General features: G+C 44.2%; 12 protein-coding genes. 5 read left to right on the forward strand and 7 right to left on the reverse strand.

The window, feature by feature from the left end; translation table 11 throughout:
- Positions 1–213 precede the first annotated feature (213 nt).
- From GVO60_RS03500 to GVO60_RS03510, 3 genes are all read right to left on the reverse strand, one after another.
- Positions 214–945 (reverse strand): GntR family transcriptional regulator, encoded by a 732-nt coding sequence (locus GVO60_RS03500; RefSeq protein WP_159651203.1) that lies wholly within the window; start codon positions 943–945, stop codon positions 214–216.
- A 173-nt stretch (positions 946–1,118) separates the two neighbouring features.
- Positions 1,119–2,780 carry a methyl-accepting chemotaxis protein gene (locus GVO60_RS03505; RefSeq protein ID WP_159651204.1) on the reverse strand — a complete coding sequence of 554 codons (1,662 nt, stop codon included), beginning with the start codon at positions 2,778–2,780 and terminating at the stop codon, positions 1,119–1,121.
- Positions 2,781–3,052: 272 nt separating this feature from the next.
- On the reverse strand, positions 3,053–3,826 hold the full coding sequence (locus GVO60_RS03510) for a DUF4344 domain-containing metallopeptidase (protein ID WP_159651205.1): 774 nt from the start codon (positions 3,824–3,826) through the stop codon (positions 3,053–3,055).
- Positions 3,827–4,010: 184 nt separating this feature from the next.
- Here GVO60_RS03510 and GVO60_RS03515 point away from each other — a divergent pair, with 184 nt between their 5' ends.
- Positions 4,011–4,367 carry a YibL family ribosome-associated protein gene (locus GVO60_RS03515; RefSeq protein ID WP_159651206.1) on the forward strand — a complete coding sequence of 119 codons (357 nt, stop codon included), beginning with the start codon at positions 4,011–4,013 and terminating at the stop codon, positions 4,365–4,367.
- 66 nt (positions 4,368–4,433) lie between these two features.
- On the opposite strand, the gene GVO60_RS03520 is transcribed toward GVO60_RS03515, so the two are convergent.
- The gene (locus GVO60_RS03520; protein ID WP_159651207.1) at positions 4,434–5,291 is read right to left on the reverse strand and encodes a LysR family transcriptional regulator; all 858 of its coding nucleotides are present in this window, start codon (positions 5,289–5,291) and stop codon (positions 4,434–4,436) included.
- Positions 5,292–5,417: 126 nt separating this feature from the next.
- Here GVO60_RS03520 and GVO60_RS03525 point away from each other — a divergent pair, with 126 nt between their 5' ends.
- Both GVO60_RS03525 and GVO60_RS03530 read left to right on the forward strand, forming a co-directional pair.
- Positions 5,418–6,065 carry a glutathione S-transferase family protein gene (locus GVO60_RS03525; RefSeq protein WP_159651208.1) on the forward strand — a complete coding sequence of 216 codons (648 nt, stop codon included), beginning with the start codon at positions 5,418–5,420 and terminating at the stop codon, positions 6,063–6,065.
- 172 nt (positions 6,066–6,237) lie between these two features.
- Complete coding sequence (locus GVO60_RS03530) at positions 6,238–6,822, forward strand: hypothetical protein (RefSeq protein WP_159651209.1); 585 nt, start codon at positions 6,238–6,240, stop codon at positions 6,820–6,822.
- 60 nt (positions 6,823–6,882) lie between these two features.
- Here the strand turns inward: GVO60_RS03530 and GVO60_RS03535 are convergent, their stop codons facing one another.
- From GVO60_RS03535 to malT, 3 genes are all read right to left on the reverse strand, one after another.
- Positions 6,883–9,765, reverse strand: a complete 2,883-nt coding sequence (locus GVO60_RS03535) for an alkaline phosphatase family protein (RefSeq protein WP_159651210.1) — start codon at positions 9,763–9,765, stop codon at positions 6,883–6,885.
- Between the two features lie 166 nt (positions 9,766–9,931).
- Complete coding sequence (locus GVO60_RS03540; protein WP_159651211.1) at positions 9,932–11,881, reverse strand: methyl-accepting chemotaxis protein; 1,950 nt, start codon at positions 11,879–11,881, stop codon at positions 9,932–9,934.
- A 189-nt stretch (positions 11,882–12,070) separates the two neighbouring features.
- The gene (gene malT, locus GVO60_RS03545) at positions 12,071–14,779 is read right to left on the reverse strand and encodes an HTH-type transcriptional regulator MalT (RefSeq protein ID WP_159651212.1); all 2,709 of its coding nucleotides are present in this window, start codon (positions 14,777–14,779) and stop codon (positions 12,071–12,073) included.
- Between the two features lie 555 nt (positions 14,780–15,334).
- Here malT and GVO60_RS03550 point away from each other — a divergent pair.
- The gene (locus GVO60_RS03550; RefSeq protein ID WP_159651213.1) at positions 15,335–17,788 is read left to right on the forward strand and encodes a glycogen/starch/alpha-glucan phosphorylase; all 2,454 of its coding nucleotides are present in this window, start codon (positions 15,335–15,337) and stop codon (positions 17,786–17,788) included.
- Positions 17,789–17,886: 98 nt separating this feature from the next.
- A complete protein-coding gene (gene malQ / locus GVO60_RS03555; RefSeq protein WP_159651214.1) occupies positions 17,887–20,067 on the forward strand; it encodes a 4-alpha-glucanotransferase in 2,181 nt (726 codons plus the stop codon).
- The last annotated feature ends 43 nt before the right edge of the window (positions 20,068–20,110 follow it).

Genomic DNA, 20,110 nt, shown 5'->3' on the forward strand with positions numbered 1-20,110 from the left:
TCTGAATTTAATGATATGTTTTATAAATCTCCGATAAAGAATCTTCACGTAAAGTTTTTATTTTTTGTATTTTTTATTGTGTACAATCAATTGAAAAGTAAGGTTTAGTCGTAATCAATGAACGCATGGGGAAGGGACGGTGAGACAGTATTGGGTAGGTAGTATGAGCCCAGCATGGCGCTGGGCTTTAGGTTTGATGTTTCAACCTAGTTTTTAGCGATTGTTGAGCAAATCTGAGAAGACGACATGCAAATCATTAGAAGCGGCATTGCTGTCGAGGTTGAGTTTTGAACGAATATGATCAATGTGCTCTTGCATCAATGCGATTGCCTGATTGGAATCACCTGATTCGATAGCATCTAAGAGATTCGAGTGCTCATCTAACGAACAGTTTGAATGGTTGCCAGTCTCATATTGAGCAATCAACAGTGAAGTTTGTGACACAAGACTACGCTGAAAAGCCAGTAGTGGCGCATTGTTTGCCATTTCAGCCAGCTTAATGTGGAATTCTCCCGATAAACGAAGCCCTTTGCCGTAATCATCATTGTCAAACGCTTGGTTTTCTTTTTCGACTAAACGACGACACTCTTCTATCTTGGTGGGGGTGGCATGTTCCACTGCCAATTCGGTTATCGCAAGCTCCATTACCTCACGAGCTTTGATGATTTGTTTTGCTTCTTCTTTGGTTGGAGCAGACACCATTGCGCCACGGTTTGGCCGAATACTAACGACTTGCTCCATGGATAATCTCAGCAAGGCGCGACGAATGATGGTGCGACTGACACCAAAAATCTCGGCCAGTGCTTCTTCGTTGAGCTTGGTTGCTGGAGGTAATCTTTGCTCTAGAATTGCATCAAAAATGTGGCAATAGACCACGTCATCTTGTGTTTGACCTGCGACCTTCGTCTTGATGTTCTTTGCCACAGAATTTTTTAGATTGGCCATAGAAGGGCGTAATCCTCAACCTATTTATTTCCCTAATAAAACAATAATACTTTACTTTGTATACAGGTGACTAGCACGGTGCGTGTTTTGCGATCTTTGACTCAATGACGACGAAGGATTTGCCATAAAAAAACCCGCAGTTAGCGGGTTTTTGGTCATTTACTTTGGCGAGATTACACTGTAAATCGGTCTACCAATTCGTACAGTTCATTTGCGCGTTGGTTGAGTTCTTGGCTGCCTGAACGGTTCTCGTTGGCAAGTTCTGCTGACTGTGAGCTTTGATCTGAAATTACGACGATACGTTCTGATATCTCTTGGCCAACCAAACTTTGCTCTTCAGTCGCGGTTGCGATAAGCGAGTTCATATCCATGATGGTGCCAATGGACTCTTGAATTTGAATCAGAGCTTGGGCGGCGGCATTGGCTTCTTCGACGGTACTTGCCCCGCGTTTTTGGCTAGACTCCATCGCTTTGACTGCGTCATCCGATGCCGCTTTTAGCTGCTCAATCATCTGGTGGATCTCGCCTGTGCTGTCTTGAGTTCGGCTTGCCAGTTTACGAACTTCATCGGCAACAACCGCAAAGCCACGTCCTTGTTCACCTGCACGAGCGGCTTCTATTGCTGCATTAAGTGCGAGTAGATTGGTTTGCTCTGCAATATCTTGGATGACCTCAAGAGAAGAAGAAATGTTCTGCACATCGCCTTCCAAGCGAGAAATAACGGTGTTTGCGCGAGAAACTTCTTCTGCTAGGGCTTCAACTGAATCAGCAGCAGAGTTAACGATGTTTTGTGCATTTTTCGCATTATCATCGGCCTCTTTTGCTGAATCAGCAGCTTGGCTTGCGTTATTTGAAATCTCGCTTGCTGTTGTCGTCATCTCAGTCATTGCTGTTGCAACCTGCTCAGTCTCTTCACGTTGACCCGACGCCAACTCATCAACCTTAGCCGCGCGATGAGACATATTTGTTGTCTCTGATACCACTTGCTGACCAACATCGCTCACGTTGCGAATGATATCCTGTAAACTCGAGACAAACGCATTGAAGTTTTTACTTAGCTTGGCAAACTCTGGCGCTTTAAATTCTTCCATACGCGCAGTTAAGTCGGCATCACCACTGGCAAAGGAACTGATTGAGTTATCGAAAAGTTCCAGTGGTTTCATAATGGTGCGATTCACAGTAACAGCGAAAGCGGCCACGATAGCAGCAATAACCAAACAGAAGGCAAAAATGGTCGAGAGTGTTTCTTGTAAAGCTTCCGTTGTTGCAGCTTCCATATCGGCAATAATGGCATCGATATCATCAGTGTAGAAGCCTGTACCTAGCATGAGATCCCACTCCGGAATATAGATGGAGTAACTCAACTTTGGTAGAGCCACGGTTTGGCCAAGCTTAGGGAAGTAGTAGGTCGTGAATTCACCGGTTTTTGCATTGCGAATCAAATCTTGGATAAGATAATTTCCTTGCTTATCTTGTAGGTTCCAAAAGTTTTCACCGATTCCTTTTTTGTTGGTTCCTTGTACTATTTTTTTACCTTTGGAATCGTAACCGAAAACATACCCGGTCTCCCCATACTCTAATGTCATGAGGGTTGGATACGCTTCCTCTAGGCTTGCACCACGGTCAAGGAAAGGTTGAACGGCAGACTTCGCCATTTGAATATAGTTTTTAAGTTCTTCCTTCTTCATATTCATCATGTTGGTGCGGGTAACATCAACTTGACGCTCATTGAGCTCTTGAGTTTTGAGGTAGGTTACTCCAAGCATACCCAGAGCGATGACTAGCAGTGGAACAAGCGCTAAAATATAAAGGCGGCTTTTTATTGTTAGACTCATACAAACATCCTGATTCTGTGAGGTCTTAACACAACAGCTACTGTTATGTGTTTAGTTACATTGGTTGTTGTTGACTTATTTTTATCCAACCAAAAGTTTATCTTATAAGATTAGCTAATTTATCGTCCATTGACCGTGATTCTTGATAGCTTAATTAATAGTCAATATTAGACATTGGTCTTGTATGTGATGAAATATTGACTGGTATCACATATTTTCTTTTGATTCAGCTACTTATATTAGTGTTAACTAAAATAAATCTTGCCATTTTATCATTCGATAGTTTCTGGTTGTTTTAAGTAGTGATGCCAGTTTTGGCTTAAACTCTGATATTGATAAACACAAAAATCTTTGCGTTCAGCTAGGTAATCGTTCTCTACTTCATCGAGCAACGCAGCGTGTTTTTCTGGATCACTGCCATAGACTAGGCAAAGGGTCGAGAAGTAGCGCTGTAGATCAAAACTGTGCTCGTCAATATATTCTCCGAAATCGTAGTAATCAGGTCTGTCATCCGATTCAAAAGCAAACATATCAGCAGCACTGATGGCCGCGGCATCGCCATTCTCTACGTAATCAATCATCAGTATGGCTGCAAGGTTATCGACGGCATCTTCTTCTTTACCCAGAATAGGAATGTTTTGGTCTGCGATGTAGGCGTGCCCAGCTTCATGGATGAGCGTGTGTAGCATAGTATCGACAGCGCCTAACTGCGCTGATTTGCCGTATTTCTCTTCGTATTTATTTTTTATAAAGTAACTAAGCGCCTCTTCGTAGAAAGAGTAGGGCATTTGAACAACATGTTTTTCTGGATCATATAAGGGACCATCATCGCTACCGTATTCAATAACCAGAGGCTGACTAAAAGGCATTAAATTGTTAGAGAGCTCAATGAGTGTTTCGTTTACTTTGCTTTGTTTGATTTCATTTAAAATCAGTTTTTCGCTTTGGTCCTTGGGAGCAAGGTATTGAATAGAAATGCTCTCGTTAGCTGCATTGGACGAGGCTGAAAAAACAAGAGCAATTGTGAATATTGAGCGGAAGAGCATAGACATTCCCTTTGGTATTTCTTTTATTAATCAATAGCATCATTTTGACACAAAAATGAGCAGCTCGCTTATTGAACAAAAGTTGTCTACCTTAGTGGCATAGATTTACTGATTATATAGTTAGTGCCGCCGAGGAGCTTATGCTACACTCGCCGCCCTTTTCCGTTTCAATGAGATGAACACCATGAGCCTTAAGAAAGAACTTCAAAATCTTCACAACCGTTTAGATACTTGCCAGCGTAAGCTAGATGCAGCGAAAGGTCGTGGTGATCAGGAAATGATTTCAAAGTTCACTGATGAAATGGAAAAACTGAACAAGAAAGCAAGCTCGATGAAGCATAAGCAGCAATACGACATGAACAAAGAGCGCAAGAGCCTACTTGATATGCCGTTTTCTCGTGAAATCACCAAAGCAGAACAAGCAGATATGGGTAAGCTGAAGAAGTCAGTAAAAGGGCTAGTTGTTGTACACCCAATGACTAAGCTTGGTAAAGAGCTACAGATCAAAGTGATGACAGGCTACGCACCGAAAAAGTTCTAATTTGTTGATTAACTAAATCAATCAAGTTGATAAAAAGCGCCTAAGGGCGCTTTTTTGATTTATGGCTTAGAAAAACGCAACGTTAGCTTCGCGGCTATTCGGTAGGTTGATTAATTGATCGAGACAGGTTTTATCTAATACAGGGTGAGGCTCGACACCAGTAATTAAAACAATATCAACAGCGGGCAAAGCTGGCATGTTATCCAGTATCTTTAAATCATCTGACACACTCATTCTTCCCATTGCGCCAATGGCCATTTTTGAACGTACAATAGCGCGTTGTGCTGAAGCGGTGTTGCAGCATGCTAAGAGTTGATAAGAGATCCCTTGCTTGCTTAGGCCATCAATGGCTGCCGCATGATACTGGCAATCACTTTGAAACAGTGCAATCGGAATAGGGTGATGTTGAGCCAACTCAAACTCGGCATGGCTGATCCAAACGCCTTTGTCACTGGCGAGAAAATAGCCCTCTTCACTGCCCGCTGAGCGAGTCACTATTGCAGCATCTAATTTCCCATCATCTAGCTTGGCTCTCAGACTTGAACTGGGCTCGCTAAACACTTGAATGGAACATGTAGGTTCGGCCTGTTGTAAAATCTTGACCACTTGAGGCAACAGTTTATCGTTATAATCTTCAGGACAACCTAAGCGTAGTGGTCGCTTGTTCTCGTAACGTTTGACCTGCTTGAGCGCTTGATTGTGTAACCCTACCAATTGCTCAGCATGAGAGCGTAACGCGATACCGGCTTCGCTTAGTACCAGATTACGCCCTTCTTTTTCAAATAAGCTGACATTAAGCTCATCTTCCAACTTACGCATTTGCGCACTAAAGGCGGACTGAGTTCTATTTATCTGTTTTGCGGCGCGAGTAAAGCTGCCTGTTTCAATAAATGCAAGAAAGCTACGTAGCGCGTCGATATCCATATTCAACGTGATCCATCGTTTTTGTTGAAGTCTTCCATCAAAACTATCTGTTAGTCGGCTAAATAACAATCAGATATTGTGGTTTGTATCTTCACTCATCATTGTAAACACAGCATGGAGGCACAAATGCAACTCTTTATAGGCAACCAGAATTACTCTAGTTGGTCACTTCGAGCATGGCTAATTTTCTCGCAATATCAACTAGATGTGGAAGTAACCAAGCTTGGGCTAGGTACTCAACAGTTTTACGACACTTTAGCGCCTATTACACCAGCTGCTAAAGTACCAACGCTAATAGATAGTGAACTCATTGTGTGGGATTCTCTGGCGATTTTGGAGTATATCAACGAGCAATACCTCAATGGAAAAGCGTGGCCGAGTGAAGTGAATGAAAGAGCTAAAGCGCGCTCTATCGCATCAGAAATGCACTCTGGATTCTTTTATTTAAGAAACGAGCTACCCATGAATATTCGAGCGCGTCGTAAGGTTGAGTTAAGCTCTGGAGCGTTAAAAGATATTGCGCGTATTGATGCGATATGGGCAGAGCAAGCGACTTTGTATCCAAACGAATGGCTGTTTGGCGAGTGGTCGATCGTGGATGCGATGTATGCACCAGTTACGCTACGTTTTTTAACTTATGGTATTGAGTTATCAGAAGGTGCAATGGCTTATCAGCAAAAAGTGTTGGCAAGTGAATCCTTACGTCAATGGTTAGAAGAAGCGAGCTTAGAGAGTGAGGTAGTTGAGGAGGATGAAGCCGGCGAATCGATTTAGTGCTGCTGTGGTCGCACTATAAATGAAACGGCCAAGATCATTGCGGTTTTAGTAAATTATGACTATTACAAATACGTAATAGTCATTTGATTTTTTGTGGGATAGTCATTTCTTAAATAAAGATTACACTTACTCTCATCAAATAGAGTGAATAAGAAATAAGGCAATTATCATGGCTGAGCACAATCCCTCACACTTCCAAGTTGGCCAGACGTTTATCAACCACCCTTTTCAAGCGGGTGATGGTGCGATGCTGGAGTTATTTCGTAATGACTTACCGAACTTACTTTATGTGGGCCTAGGCAATATCACCGCTGATGAGCAAGAAGTGTTGGGTCAATCCGCGGCGAAACTCGGTGTGATTGCATCAGAAAATGGCGGTTGTTTGCTTGTTGCTTGCTTTGGAGGATTGGCATTTGAGATGCAGTTAAATTCAGCGGCAATACCTGATGATTACTTTCTGTTAGATGAAGAAAAGGCTCTTACTGTTTCTATGGTAGCGATGGATACCGCAACGAGTTTAGTGTGCGCGATTCGCGAGTTTACTTTACCAGAAGCATTGAGCCAGCAGTTAATTGATATTACCAAGGTACAGCGAGCGCTTGAAGATGCGGATCAAGTAAATGAGGAAAATATCCACTTAATCAATTCTTTAACACCAGAGTCGCTGCAAGAGCAGATGGAATTTCACACCCTTCAGAGTGTGATTGCGGCACCAAGGTGTGGTTGTGGACATCACCATCATCACTCCCATTAGAGTGAGAACATTTTAAAAAGAAAGGCGCAGATGATGCGCCTTTCTTGTTTCTGTCATGAGCTATGGATTGATATCGAGTTTGTTCAATAGCGATGGGTAACCCCAACCGTTTTTCCCTGCCACGACTTTGTCATCGGTAAGGTATTGATAGAGTGTTGGTGCTAATGAACCATTGGCTTCACTGGTTAATGGTATTGGGTTTGGACCAATAGGTTCTCCCCAAAAACCAAGGAAAGCGTCTTTTTCTAGGTAGCTTTCACCGGCATGCCTACCTGGAACTTTTGTATTGTAGCCAAACCCTTCTGCAGGAAACAGATTGATGGTTCCTGCGCGATCTTCAGCGTAAATTTGTGCAAGTTCCACAACCGAATCTGGGCGAGGAGTAAAACGGGTCAACTCTCGCCACTGTTTACTGGTACACCAAGTCTCTGGCGCGGAAATATTTGCTCGGTAGAGACATTGATCGATCAACTGGCTGTATTGGTTGAATGCGCTGTCATTAGGTTTCGGGAGGTATGGATTTAGCTCCTGAAGTTGCAATAGTTTTACGTTTCCATTGAGTGAATGATAGAAGTAGCGGTCTTCATCACGCAAAATCTCTTCATCCAATCGTTGTCCATCTCGGCTGCCGACGATTCGTACCGAGCATGATTGCTCGCTGCATTGCGTATTACGAACCAATAAGTAATCGAGACTTTCACCCAAATAGTGGAGTGTTTGTTGAATGATATCGACGCGTTCACCTTTAGGCGCGTTGATAGGGTGCCATTGGGTTAATTCTGGATAAAGTGGTTGCGTTTGCCATCCTTGCTTGGAGTTGAACATATCAAGCATAAAGTTGCCGCCCGCTGTTGAAGCGACGACAACATCAATACCTTTATTGCTTGGATAGTTGAGAGCATTAGTGATCTTTGGCCCTTCGCCTTCATCAGAGGATATCTTCTTGATCACGAGAGGGTAACCTAACGCTTGCTCTAGCGGTTCAAAGATGGCCTTTTCAGGGTTCAAAGTGTGATAAACCGGGCTTAAGCCGTGATCGCCTGCAATGCCAAATAGGGTGTTTTGATACAGTCCCGCTTTTTTGTACGCCTGTTCGACTTGACCAATCCAATAGTCGAGGCGATTAAGCTCGCCGCTTGGCATGATGATTTCATCGCTAAATGGGCCGACGAAATGAGCGAAATGATCTGGCCAAGGGTTATAGATTAAGGTGAAATCTGGCATACCTCTGCCATCAAGCTTTGAGTACTGCTCTAGGTTTTGTTCAATTTTCCATTTCTTGGTTAAACGGGTATAGATGTCCCACACCGGAATGGTTTGGTAACTCTCGATGTTATCGATTAACGTTTGGCGTTTACGCGTTAGCTCTACTTCAACCTCTGCTCTTTCATCGAGTTCACGTAAACAGCGTTTTTCGCCAAAATCTCTCAGGGCTTCACCTGCCCCAAGGTTCACCAGACCATCATAGGTGGTATGCGCATTCCAATCGTATTGTGCGTTGCAGTTTAGAGTCTTTAGATAGTTCAGTCGGTCAAACATAGTCTGAACTTTGTTTGCTTGCATCAATCGGTCAAGCTGCAGCGCATCGTTACCGAAGAAGTAATAAGCGCGGTCTTCACTTCTATCGACGAAGTGGAAGTTAGGAATACCTGTTCCTAGATCGCCGGAGACTTTTGCTCCTGTCTTGATGATAGGCAGGTTGCGCACGCTGATGGTAGGCGTCGAGGAGACACCCACTTGAACGATGGAGTCTGAATGATCGCGATACAGACGTTTAAAGAAGGGTAGGTAATTCGGATCTTTATAAGTTTGCTCGGACAAAATTTCTATAAAACGCATATCTTGCACATGCTCTGGCTTAGATTGAGCATAGTCCGGAGTCGCACTCGATAGCTTTAGGTGCTGCTGATAGGCATGTTTGATGAAAGGTTTGTCAGGGTCGACTAAGCCTTCCATTAAGCCTTGTTGTAGCCCATCAACCGTTATCTGTACGGCCAAGCGACGATTTTGTTGAGATTGGAGAAACGCTACGGTCTGCTGCGGCTGATGTTTAAAGCTTCTTTGCAACCAGTCGTTGAGTCTTTCTTGGCGCTCATCTTGATAAACAAACTGTCGATACGCCTTAAGAACGTTGAGTCGTACGAAATCAATAAGGCTGATGGTAATCGCTTGAGCCTTGTTATTCGGTTTCTCTGAGTTGACGGCTTTTCCATCCTCAGCAATCGCCATGACTGAGTTTTTCATGTCGCCTGCGTCCATGCCTTGGGCGACTTGGCTAAGGATATTGACAACAATAGGTTGAATTTTAGCAACCAGCTCTAAATCGGCTTCATTGTTGGTCAAATAGGTATATTGATCAGGCAAGGTTTCCATCTCTTGCCATTCACCCACTTGAACCAGCGCGTCGTAGACCGTCACCATAGATGCCATGAATTCACCATCTATTTTTAAGCCTTCCTGATGCGCTTGATCTTTATGGTGTTCTTTGTTCGCTTTGGGTTGTTGGTCACTTAGACTAAATAGCGTGTGTTCAAAGCCGCGTAACGCTTGTTGATCGTAGACCGTTTTTAAGTACTGCTTGAAGGCATCTTTATCATCGATTCCGGTATAGCGGTCGTAGAATTGGTATAAGAAGTATGCGAGCGGAATGGCGTAAGTTGGATCGGCAATCTGCCCCATTACTCTCGCTTTCGTTGCGGCATCGAGCGGTAAAGTCAGCAAATAGGTTTCTAGTGTAACGCCGCCAATGGTGAAGAGAGTGAGATCTCTAGCAAAGCGAGTGGAGTAACTGAGGGAAGATGTTATCTGGTTTTTAAGTACTTCAGAGGAGTTAAATAAGCCGCCAATTAAAGGCGTACTCCCAACTTCTGCATGACTCATTTGCGGTACAGCCATCACTGCACCTACGGCAATCGTTAATGCCTTCATCCTAAACCAACTCATTGAAAATCTTCCTGTTGTACTCCATCAGCCTACATTCTGGCAGTTCTGTATTGGAGTGCAAGGATTCTATTCTCTTAGCATTGAGCTTAATGGAATGATTAAATCTGCGTCGTCCTTTACTTATTTAAGCACACGAGAGAGACGCAGAATTTAATTGAGAGAAAAACTACGCCCCCATCTTAAACCGATTGACTTGACCCGACAGATGTTCCGATACCTCGGTGAGCTCTTCAGCAGTGCCAGAGACCTGATTGACTGACTCTTGGTTGCTTTGAGTGATCGTATTGGCATCTTCTGCGTTTGCGCCTAGTGATTGCGTCAAGCTATCTTGTTCATCGACAGAGCTGGCAATCTGGCTGTTGGCTTGGTTGAGGTCTTGAATGTGTTTATTAATTACATGCAGGTTTTCTGAGGCTTGCTGAGCTTGAGTAGAGGCTTGCGAAACCGTTCCGTGGCTCTCTTTGATAGACTCTAACGCTTCTTTCGCACCATGCTGAAGGGTACGAATTAGCTCATCAATTTGGCTGGCGGATTCCTGGGTTCTTTTCGCCAACGTTCGAACTTCATCGGCCACCACGGCAAAACCACGACCTTGATCCCCCGCGCGAGCGGCTTCAATCGCTGCGTTTAGTGCAAGCAGATTGGTTTGCTCAGTGACGCCTTGAATGACCTCTAAAATTGCCCCAATGTTCATCGATTCTTGATGCAAATCGACCACCTTTTGGCTACTGATCTGCATCTGCTTGTCCGCATGATCGATCTCTTGCAGAGTTTTCTCTACCTCTTCCAGCCCCATTGCGACATTTGAGGTAGCCTGATTTGCAACTTCTGAAGCGTGATTGGCATTGGAAGCGATCTCTGATGTACTGGCAGCCAACTGAGAGACGGTTGTAGCAATATTGGTCATTTCCTCATTCAGTCGCGCAGCATATGCAGAGCTGGTGTCAGTCACTTGATTTAATGATTGGGACATTTCCCCAACGCGTAAGCTCGAAGAGTTGACTTGACTGACGATGTCTCTTAGTGACTCAATGGTCTTTTTCATGTTCTCTAGCAGCTGGCCAATCTCGTTTTTGTCCGTGATTTTTACGTCGACATTGAGGTTGCCCTCAGCCAGTTCATTGGTGATCTCTTTGACTTGTTTGATGCCGCTAGAAATAGAGCGATTGATTAATATTGCGCTGATGGTACCGACAAATAAAGCCACGCCAGTCAATAGCACAATAATCTGGATAGAACGTTCTTCGCCGTCATTAAGTAGTGGGATTAGTGATTGCTGCTGCTGATCGAGAACTGCTTTTGCTTCTTCCACAGCAACAGCAAGTTGATCGCCCAAACTGATTAAGTTTTGCTGCAGTAAGGCATTTTCGCCCTTTTTCTGATGCACTAAGTCAAAACTCTTTGCGTAGGCTTCACGTTGCGTCGTAAAACCTTTGATGAGCTCAGCCTGGTAGTCAGATGAATTGAGTGAGCTAATGTCGCCTTCAATGCCGGGCAGCGAATACTCAAACAGGTCAAAGCCAGCTTCGTAGTTTTTTTCGTTGGTATTTTTAGCGTAAGTCAGGACAGCAATTTTGGCGGCAAGAAAGTTCTCCATCAACATACCTGCATACAAACTGGCGTTGGAATCGTTGTTGTTGTACGACTCATACAATAAGTTTTGTGCGGCTTGCAGAGCATCTTTCTCTCGCTTGACCATATCAACGTTGAGTAGTTGGTCAATAAATTGCTCACTTTGGCTCATAGATTGATAAGCGCTATCAAACTCTGTCACGCTTGCTTTCACTTGGTCTAAACTTGCGAGAGTTTCACTGGTTTGGCTACTTGTTTGCAATTGTTCAAGTAAGGTCAGAATGTGTTGTCGACTTACTTGATACTGCTGGTCGTATTTCTCATCTAGCGTATTGATAAAGCGTTCTGATGCAAGGCGCATCTGTAAAAAATGGGATTGAATAGCATCGGATTGACTGGCTTGGTGGCTCAGAGTCCTATAGTCCTGAAATCCTAGTGATAAGGTTTTGATGCCTTGGAAACTGACAATGCCAGAAATGATAAAAAAGAGTAAACAGATGGCATAGCCAAGCTTAATCTTTAAAGCAATCGATAGTTGGCGCATAAACATCCTTCATATAGCAGCTAACTGTACTTTAATAGTTCTTTAGGTCTAGGATGAAAGTATGCGGCATGTAAAGATAATGTGTCAATTGTGTTGTTTTTGTTCTTGCTAGGGCTTCTGTTGCTATTTCAATTTTCTTCTGGATAAACAAAAGCGCAGCTCTATGAGCTGCGCTTAGTCGTTTCACTGTTAGTACCCCATTAACTGCAGTAAATTCTCTGCGGTTTTAATGGCTTCCTTACGGTTAGCAATATTCAGTTTTTGATACAAGTTTCGGATGTGAGTTTTAATCGTGGTGCCCGCCACATCCAGCTCTTGGGCGATTTGTTCGTTGCTAAAACCTGAGTAAATCAAACCTAATACTTGCCATTCACGTTGAGTCAATGGACTGGTACGGACAAGTTCTGGAATGTTGGGGTGGTTTACTAGCTTCTCTACAAACTCTTCATCAAAGTGAACAGAACGGCTACGCTGAGTAGTGGAGATATCTTTCAGCAGTTGCTGTGCGCGGTGGCGCTCAAGTTCACCCAACTCACTTTTATGATTTAGCTTCTCAAGGATATGACCAATTTTAGCCCCATCGACTAGGAAGTTGCCCAGCATACCTGTTTGGTTCGTTAGTGCTAAAGCCTGCTTAAGAAACTCGCGTGCAGCTTGTTCATTGTTCAAGGAAATCGCCAGAACCGCCTCAACAATTAAGTTGCGGTTAGTATCGGTGAGTAACTCGCATTCTTGAGCTTGTTGCTGCAAGAAGGCTAAGCTTTGCTCTGCTTGATCGTACAGTTCTAATGCAATTTGTGCTCTGGTGATGTTTCGCCATTGCAATTGGGTAAAGTGATTGCGAGCTTGCTCTGGACGTTCAGCGGTTTCTAACCATTGCTGAATCGAATCTAAATCTCCGCGAGCTTGCCAAAATAGAATCAAAGAAAGCGAAGCATTGGCTGTCCAATCGACGTGATAGGTTGACTGTTTTTGCAAATGAATGATTTGCTCAATAAATTTGCCAGCTTTATCTAGTTCACCGCGGCCAATAGCAATACGAGCGAGCATTGAGTAACTGTGTAAATGTTTGCTAGAGCTATGGTTTCCTAATATATCGAGCCCTTTATAGGCGCACTCTTCAGCCTCATCTAATCGGTTCCAACACCATAAAATTTGCGCGCGTACGCGAAGTACAAATTCATGCAATGGCACTTGCTGAAGCTGCTGCTCTTCAATCAATTTAAAGGCATTGTCTTGTATTTCAAATGCCGCTTGCACATAGCCTTGAGCAATTAAAATCTCGCTTTGTTGGAACATCGCCCAAATGGCTTGATGATAAACCTGGTATTGACGCGCCAGTTTTTCGGTTTGCTGCATCATAGGTAGTGCACGGCTTAGATGGCCTAGTACGTGGTTGACTTCACCGACAACAGAAGTGGCCACAATTCGGCTACGATAAACCGTGCTATCAAGTTGGCTTAGTGCTAGCTCAGCGAGTTCTAACGCTTTCTCAGGCTCATTTTGGTTAATGGCAACTTGTGCGCGTAATGCATTGAACTCGCCTTGTTCTTTACTGCTTAAGGTGACGTTAAAGGATTTCATCTGCGCATCAGCTTTTGACAGCAGGTCGCCCACATCATTGTAACGGTGTTGGCTCTGCGCGAGCCAAGCTTGCAACATACAAAGCTTAGGTTCAGTGTAGAGTTGTTCTGGTGTTAAACTCTCAATCGCCTTTTCAACGGTTTGTAGCTCACCGCCATTGAACATCTTCCAACCATACTGAACCAAAATATCTGCGACTAGCTGACTATCTTGTGCTTTCTGAGCATGAGAGAGCGCTTGATGCGGTGATGATAATTTTAGCCAAGCTTGAGCAGCCGTATGGTGAAGTTCCGTCTCTTGTTGCGGGATGCGTGCTGAGCGCTCATGAGTTAGGAATTCAGCAAACAAGTTGTGGAATCGGTACCAGTTTTGCTCACCTTCTAAAGGGTGAATAAACAAGCCAAATCGGTTGAGCGACTCAATCATACTTAGCGCATCATCACGCTGAGTCAGTGTTGATACTAAGGTATCGTTAAAGTGATCGAGGACGGAACATTGCAATAAGAACATACGCGTTTCTGGGTCTAACAGGTCAAAGACTTCTTCGACTAGATAATCCCAAAGGTGTGCATGGTTGAACTCAGAGAAGGACTCTGCCGACTGTGCAAGCGTTTTATGTTGATGCTGAGCTTGAAGCGCAATCAGTTGTAATGCGGATGGCCAACCTTCGACATAACTGCGTAGGTTATCGGCGGTAGTGTCATCAATACCATCAGCAACACGTTGATTGAAGAATCGCGTGGTTTCTTCTGTATCAAACGCGAGTAATTCATTACCAATTTCGATCATGAGATCGCGAACACGCAGGTTAGCCGTGCCGAGTGGTGGCGCTGCGCGGCTTGTTACGACGAGTGTTAGGTTTTCAGGCATGTGTTTCAAAAAGAATCGCATAGCCTCATGAATGTCTTCATCGCTGATGAGGTGATAATCATCTAAAACTAAATAGCATTCTTGATGAAAATCGGCCATCTCCGAGAAAATTTCACTAAAAAGGGAGTGAAGTGACGAGAACTGGCGTTTTTCTGCCAGCTTTTGAGAATTTGGACAAGCGTTATTTGTCGCCTTGTTTAATGCCTGTAAAAGGTAATTCATGAAGCGAAACGAATCGTTATCGCTTTCGTCTATGCTATACCATCCCACATGATTTTTATCAGAAAGCCATTGCGCGGCCATGGTGGTTTTTCCATAGCCAGCTGGTGAGCGAAACAGGATGAGTTTGTAGCATGGTGCTTGTTGGAGTAAATCAAGCACTCTTGGGCGGACAATCGCATTATGTAACCGGCCTGGGCGAGTTAATTTAGAAGGAATCCACATCTTCTTTTCCCTGCTCTGAACCACTCATTTGTAATTGTTGATAGCGTAAGTGGTTGGTTGAAAATTAGGCAAATATAACCTTATTGCAAGGGATGTTACTTGAGAACATCATCGACAGTTATTGATCAACCGCTACTTTTTTGGCTATTTCACATTTTGTTGCCTTCTACGCCCTGTATTTGTGAATCTTGTCACTCTTTATCTATTTTATAAGTGCGATGTGAGTACTTGGTTACACCAAAAACGATGAAACGTGAGTAACAACGGAAATCTTATTGTGATCAAGTATGCATATTGAGCAATTGTTATTTTTTCTATACACCTAAGTTTCATATACAAGATGTAGGTTAAATTCGTTGATGGTGTGATCTTAATCACCAGTGTACTGCTTGAACAATATTGAATTGAGAGTCAGATCACTGAGCTTAAATGAATACGCCCTCTACGCCCTTTGTCCTCCTCCCAATACGCCGTTTAGGAGGAGGATGTTTTGCTAGCCGAGCACATGCACGATATGTCTCAGATGGATTAGAACTAATAAGTGAGATTTCTCTAATGAAACCTACGCAACAGAAAAAATTTGATAAAGCTTCATTCCAAGAAAGCGTAAAACAACACCTTTCCACGACTTACGCAAAAACAGAAGCGACCGCGACTCCGCGTGATTGGTATTTGGCAATGGGCCGAGCACTTGCTGAATTGACAACGCTGGATCTTCTTAAGACTGAACAAGATCCTAAAATCCAAAGCGCAAAAAGTGTTAACTACTTATCTTTAGAATTCTTAATCGGTCGCCTAACGGGTAATAACCTAATCAGCATGGGTCTTTACGAACAGATTACAGACGCGATGCAAGAGCTAGGTCATAACTTGACTGACTTGCTTGAAGAAGAACGCGACCCTTCACTGGGTAACGGTGGTCTAGGTCGCCTAGCGGCATGTTTTATGGATTCATGTGCTGCACAAGAATTCCCAACAGTAGGCTACGGTCTGCACTATGAGTACGGTCTATTTAAGCAATCGTTCCAAGAAGGTCGCCAAAAAGAAGCGCCAGATGCTTGGCGTGGTGTTGAAGGTTACCCATGGGAAGTGGCTCGTCCGGAACTGGCACAAAACATCGGTTTTTACGGTCATGTGGATGTTGAATACGTAGACGGCCGCGAAGTTCGTACTTGGGTTCCTGGTATGGAAGTAAAAGCGATGCCTTGGGATCTACCAATTGTAGGCTATGAATCAGACACGGTTTACCCGCTGCGTCTTTGGGAATGTCAGGCAATTGCTCCATTCTCACTAGCAAGTTTTAACAACGGTGATTACTTTGAAGCTCAGCACTCTCTGATTGATGCAGGTAACATCACTAAAGTTCTTTACCCAAATGATAACCACGAGAAAGGTAAAACTCTGCGCCTAATGCAGCAGTACTTCCATTCAGCTGCCTCTGTTCGCGATATTCTCCGTCGTCACGAAGCGGCAGGTTACGCATTAGCGGATCTTCCTAAACAAGAGACGATTCAGCTAAACGATACGCACCCAACGATCGCGATCCCTGAACTGATGCGCATTCTGATCGATGAGAAAGGCCTATCTTGGGACAAAGCGTGGGAAATCAGCGCGAATACATTCGCTTATACTAACCACACGCTACTTCCAGAAGCATTAGAGACATGGCCAGAGTCGTTAATCCAGCGTCTACTTCCTCGTCATATGGAAATCATCTTTGAAATCAACCACCGCTTCCTACAAGAAGTTCGTAAGATGTGGCCTGGTGATGGTGAGAAGCAAGCGAAGCTTTCAATCATCCAAGAAGGTTTCAACCGCATGGTTCGCATGGCTAACCTATGTGTGATCGGCTCTTACAAAGTGAACGGTGTGGCTGCACTTCACTCACAATTGGTTAAGAAAGATCTTTTCCCAGAATTTAACGAGATTTTCCCAGGTAAACTGACAAACGTAACGAATGGTATTACCCCACGTCGTTGGTTGAAGTTCTGTAACCCAGGCCTATCGAACCTTATCTCTGAGAAGATTGGTACTGAATGGCCGGCGAAACTAGAACAGCTTGAAGGTATTGCTCAGTTTGCGACAGACGCGAAATTCCAAAAAGAATTCATGGCTGTTAAGAAGCAAAACAAACAGCGCCTTGCGGATTGGGTTCAGGAAAACATGGGTATTGAGCTAGATACTAACGCTATCTTTGACGTTCAAATTAAACGTCTACACGAGTACAAGCGTCAGCACTTAGATCTGCTACACATTCTTTCTCTATACCACCGAATCCTTAACGAACCAGGTTTCGAATGTACGCCGCGCGTATGTTTCTTTGCCGCAAAAGCAGCACCAGGTTACCACCTAGCGAAAGAGATCATCTTCGCGGTGAACAAGGTGGCAGAGAAGATCAACAACGACCCACGTATTGGCAACAAGCTGAAAGTGGTCTTCATCCCTGATTACCGTGTGAGCATGGCTGAAATCATTATCCCTGCAGCAGACGTTTCTCAACAAATCTCGCTAGCGGGTAAAGAAGCTTCAGGTACAGGTAACATGAAGATGGCGTTAAACGGTGCACTAACTATCGGTACTATGGATGGTGCGAACGTTGAGATTCGTGAAGAAGTGGGTGACGAAAACATCTACATCTTTGGCCTAGATGTTGATGGCGTACAAGCAGTGAAAGCGCAAGGTTACAACCCTTATGACTACTACCACGCAGACCCGCTACTGAAAGCGTCTCTTGATCTACTTGTGGGTGAAGAGTTTACTCCAGGTCAACCTGGTCTTTTACGAGCTACGTTCGATAGCCTATTAGATGGCGGTGACCCTTACCTATGTTTGGCAGATTTTGCTTCTTATGTTCAAGCGCACGAAGATATGAGCAAGCAATACCAAGACCAAGCAGGTTGGGCTAAGAAAGCGATTCTTAACACAGCCTTGGTTGGTAAATTTACATCAGACCGCTCAATTCGAGACTATGTAAATAACATTTGGAAATTAGAGTCGGTAAAACGCTAATTCGATAAAAAAAGCCAAGGCAATATGCCTTGGCTCATCTCTTTAAATAATTAATTACCCTACATTTTGAAGGTATATGCAGTCCTTCGGAGAGAGCGATGAAAGAACAAAACGCATTAAAACAAGTCGCAGAAATGGCTAGAATCGCCGACAGCTACGTAAGCGCGTGGGGCGATGAAGCAAAAGTTGAAGACGAAACCATTCGTCACTTGCTTGCGTCTCTAGGCTACGACACAACCAACGATGAAACTCTTCTTCAATCAGCGGAGAAAAAGCACAAGAAGGATGTTCTTGATCCCGTGCTTGTTGTTCGCGATGGAGAGCCAGTAGAAGTTGCACTAAATCTTGGTGCAAGTGCCCGTGAAAGTGAGTTTAGCTGGCAGCTAGATACTGAGCAGGGAGAGGTACTTGAAGGCTATCTTCAATCTCAAATTGTACGTGATGAACGTAAAGAGGGTGGCCCTTTAGTGTTTGCATTACCGAGTGATTTGGCTTGGGGTTACCACAAGCTAACGATCACTCGTAAGCGTCGTAAATCGCCATATGAGATGACGCTGATTGTGACACCTAAAGCGTGTTACAAGCAGGGTGAAATTGAACGTGGTAAAAAAATGTGGGGCCCAAGTGTACAGCTTTACACTTTGCGTACTCAGCATAACTGGGGTATCGGTGATTTTGGGGATCTGAAACAGTTGGTTGCAGATATCGCTTCTCGCGGTGGTGATTTTGTTGGTTTGAACCCGATTCATTCTTTGTTCCCGGCAAACCCAGAAGGGGCAAGCCCATACAGCCCATCTTCACGTCGTTGGTTGAATATTCTATATATTGATGTGAGCTCGGTACCTGAGTTTTCCTTGAGTATTGAAGCGCAACAAAAAGTGGGCAGTGCTGAGTTCCAGCAACGTCTGCAAAAAGCGCGTGAATCTCACTGGGTGAATTACACTGAAGTGTCAGATCTAAAAATGAGCGTTCTGCCACTACTGTTCAGTGAGTTCAAAAAGCGTCACTTAGACAAGAATAGCGAACGTGCCCAGGCATTTTTAGCGTTTGTTGAGCAAGGTGGTGACAGTTTAGTTCACCAAGCTGCTTTTGATGCACTTCACTCTAAGTTACATGCAGAAGACAGTAATGTTTGGGGCTGGCCTGTATTCCCTGAAGAATATCGTAGCTTTGAGAACCCTGCGGTTGCGAAGTTTATCGAACAAAATCAAGAGCTAGTGCACCTGTACATGTACCTTCAGTGGGTCGCCGATGCGCAAATTAATGAAGCGCAAGTCCTGGCTGAAGAGAAAGGCATGTCTGTCGGTTTATACCGAGACCTTGCGGTAGGCGTTGCAGATTCTGGCAGTGAAACTTGGGCTGATGACGGTAACCTAGTGATGGATGCGAGCATTGGTGCTCCGCCGGATATCCTTGGTCCTCTTGGTCAAAACTGGGGGCTCCCTCCACTAAACCCACAAGTGCTTCAAGCGACCAGCTACGACGCGTATATCAAGCTACTGCGTGCCAACATGAAGCATTGTGGTGCTCTACGTATTGACCACGTATTGGGTTTACTTCGTCTTTGGTGGATTCCAAAAGGTGAAAACGCAACTAAAGGTGCTTACATCTACTACCCAGTAGAAGATATGCTAGCAATCTTGGCCCTAGAATCACATCGTCATCAATGCAGTGTGATTGGTGAAGATTTAGGCACAGTTCCTGATGAGATTGTTGAGATTCTGCGTGAAGCGGGCGTTCACTCATACAAGGTATTCTTCTTCGAAACATCAGAAGAGGACGGTGGCTTTATTTCTCCGGCACACTACGCTGAGCAATCTATGTCAGCTTTGTGTACGCACGATATGCCAACTCTGCGCGGATTCTGGCATTGTGATGACCTGAAGATGGGCCAAGAGCTAGGCTTATACCCAGATGAGGAGCAGCTAAAAACGCTGTTTGCAAATCGTTTAGAGTGTAAGCAAGGTATTTTAGATTCCGTTGCTTGGCATGGTTACTTACCTGATGGTGTAGGGCGTGATGCTCAGTATGTGCCAATGGACTCACATCTAGCAGAAGCGCTACAACTGCATGTTGCAGCGGGTTCTTCAACACTGCTCAGTGTTCAGTTGGAAGACTGGTTAGAAATGGATAATCCGGTCAACATTCCGGGCACTGTTGATGAGTATCCAAACTGGCGCCGTAAGCTAACCATGAACCTTGATGAAGTCTTTGCACATGAAGGGGTTAATCGAATTGCGCATCAACTTACCGAAGTGCGTACTAAGGTAAGCAAATAGTCACTCTGTTTCATGGGTTACATAGAAAAGTATCGACTCTATC

The organism is Vibrio atypicus, assembly GCF_009811315.1.
Classification (GTDB): Bacteria; Pseudomonadota; Gammaproteobacteria; order Enterobacterales; family Vibrionaceae; genus Vibrio; species Vibrio atypicus.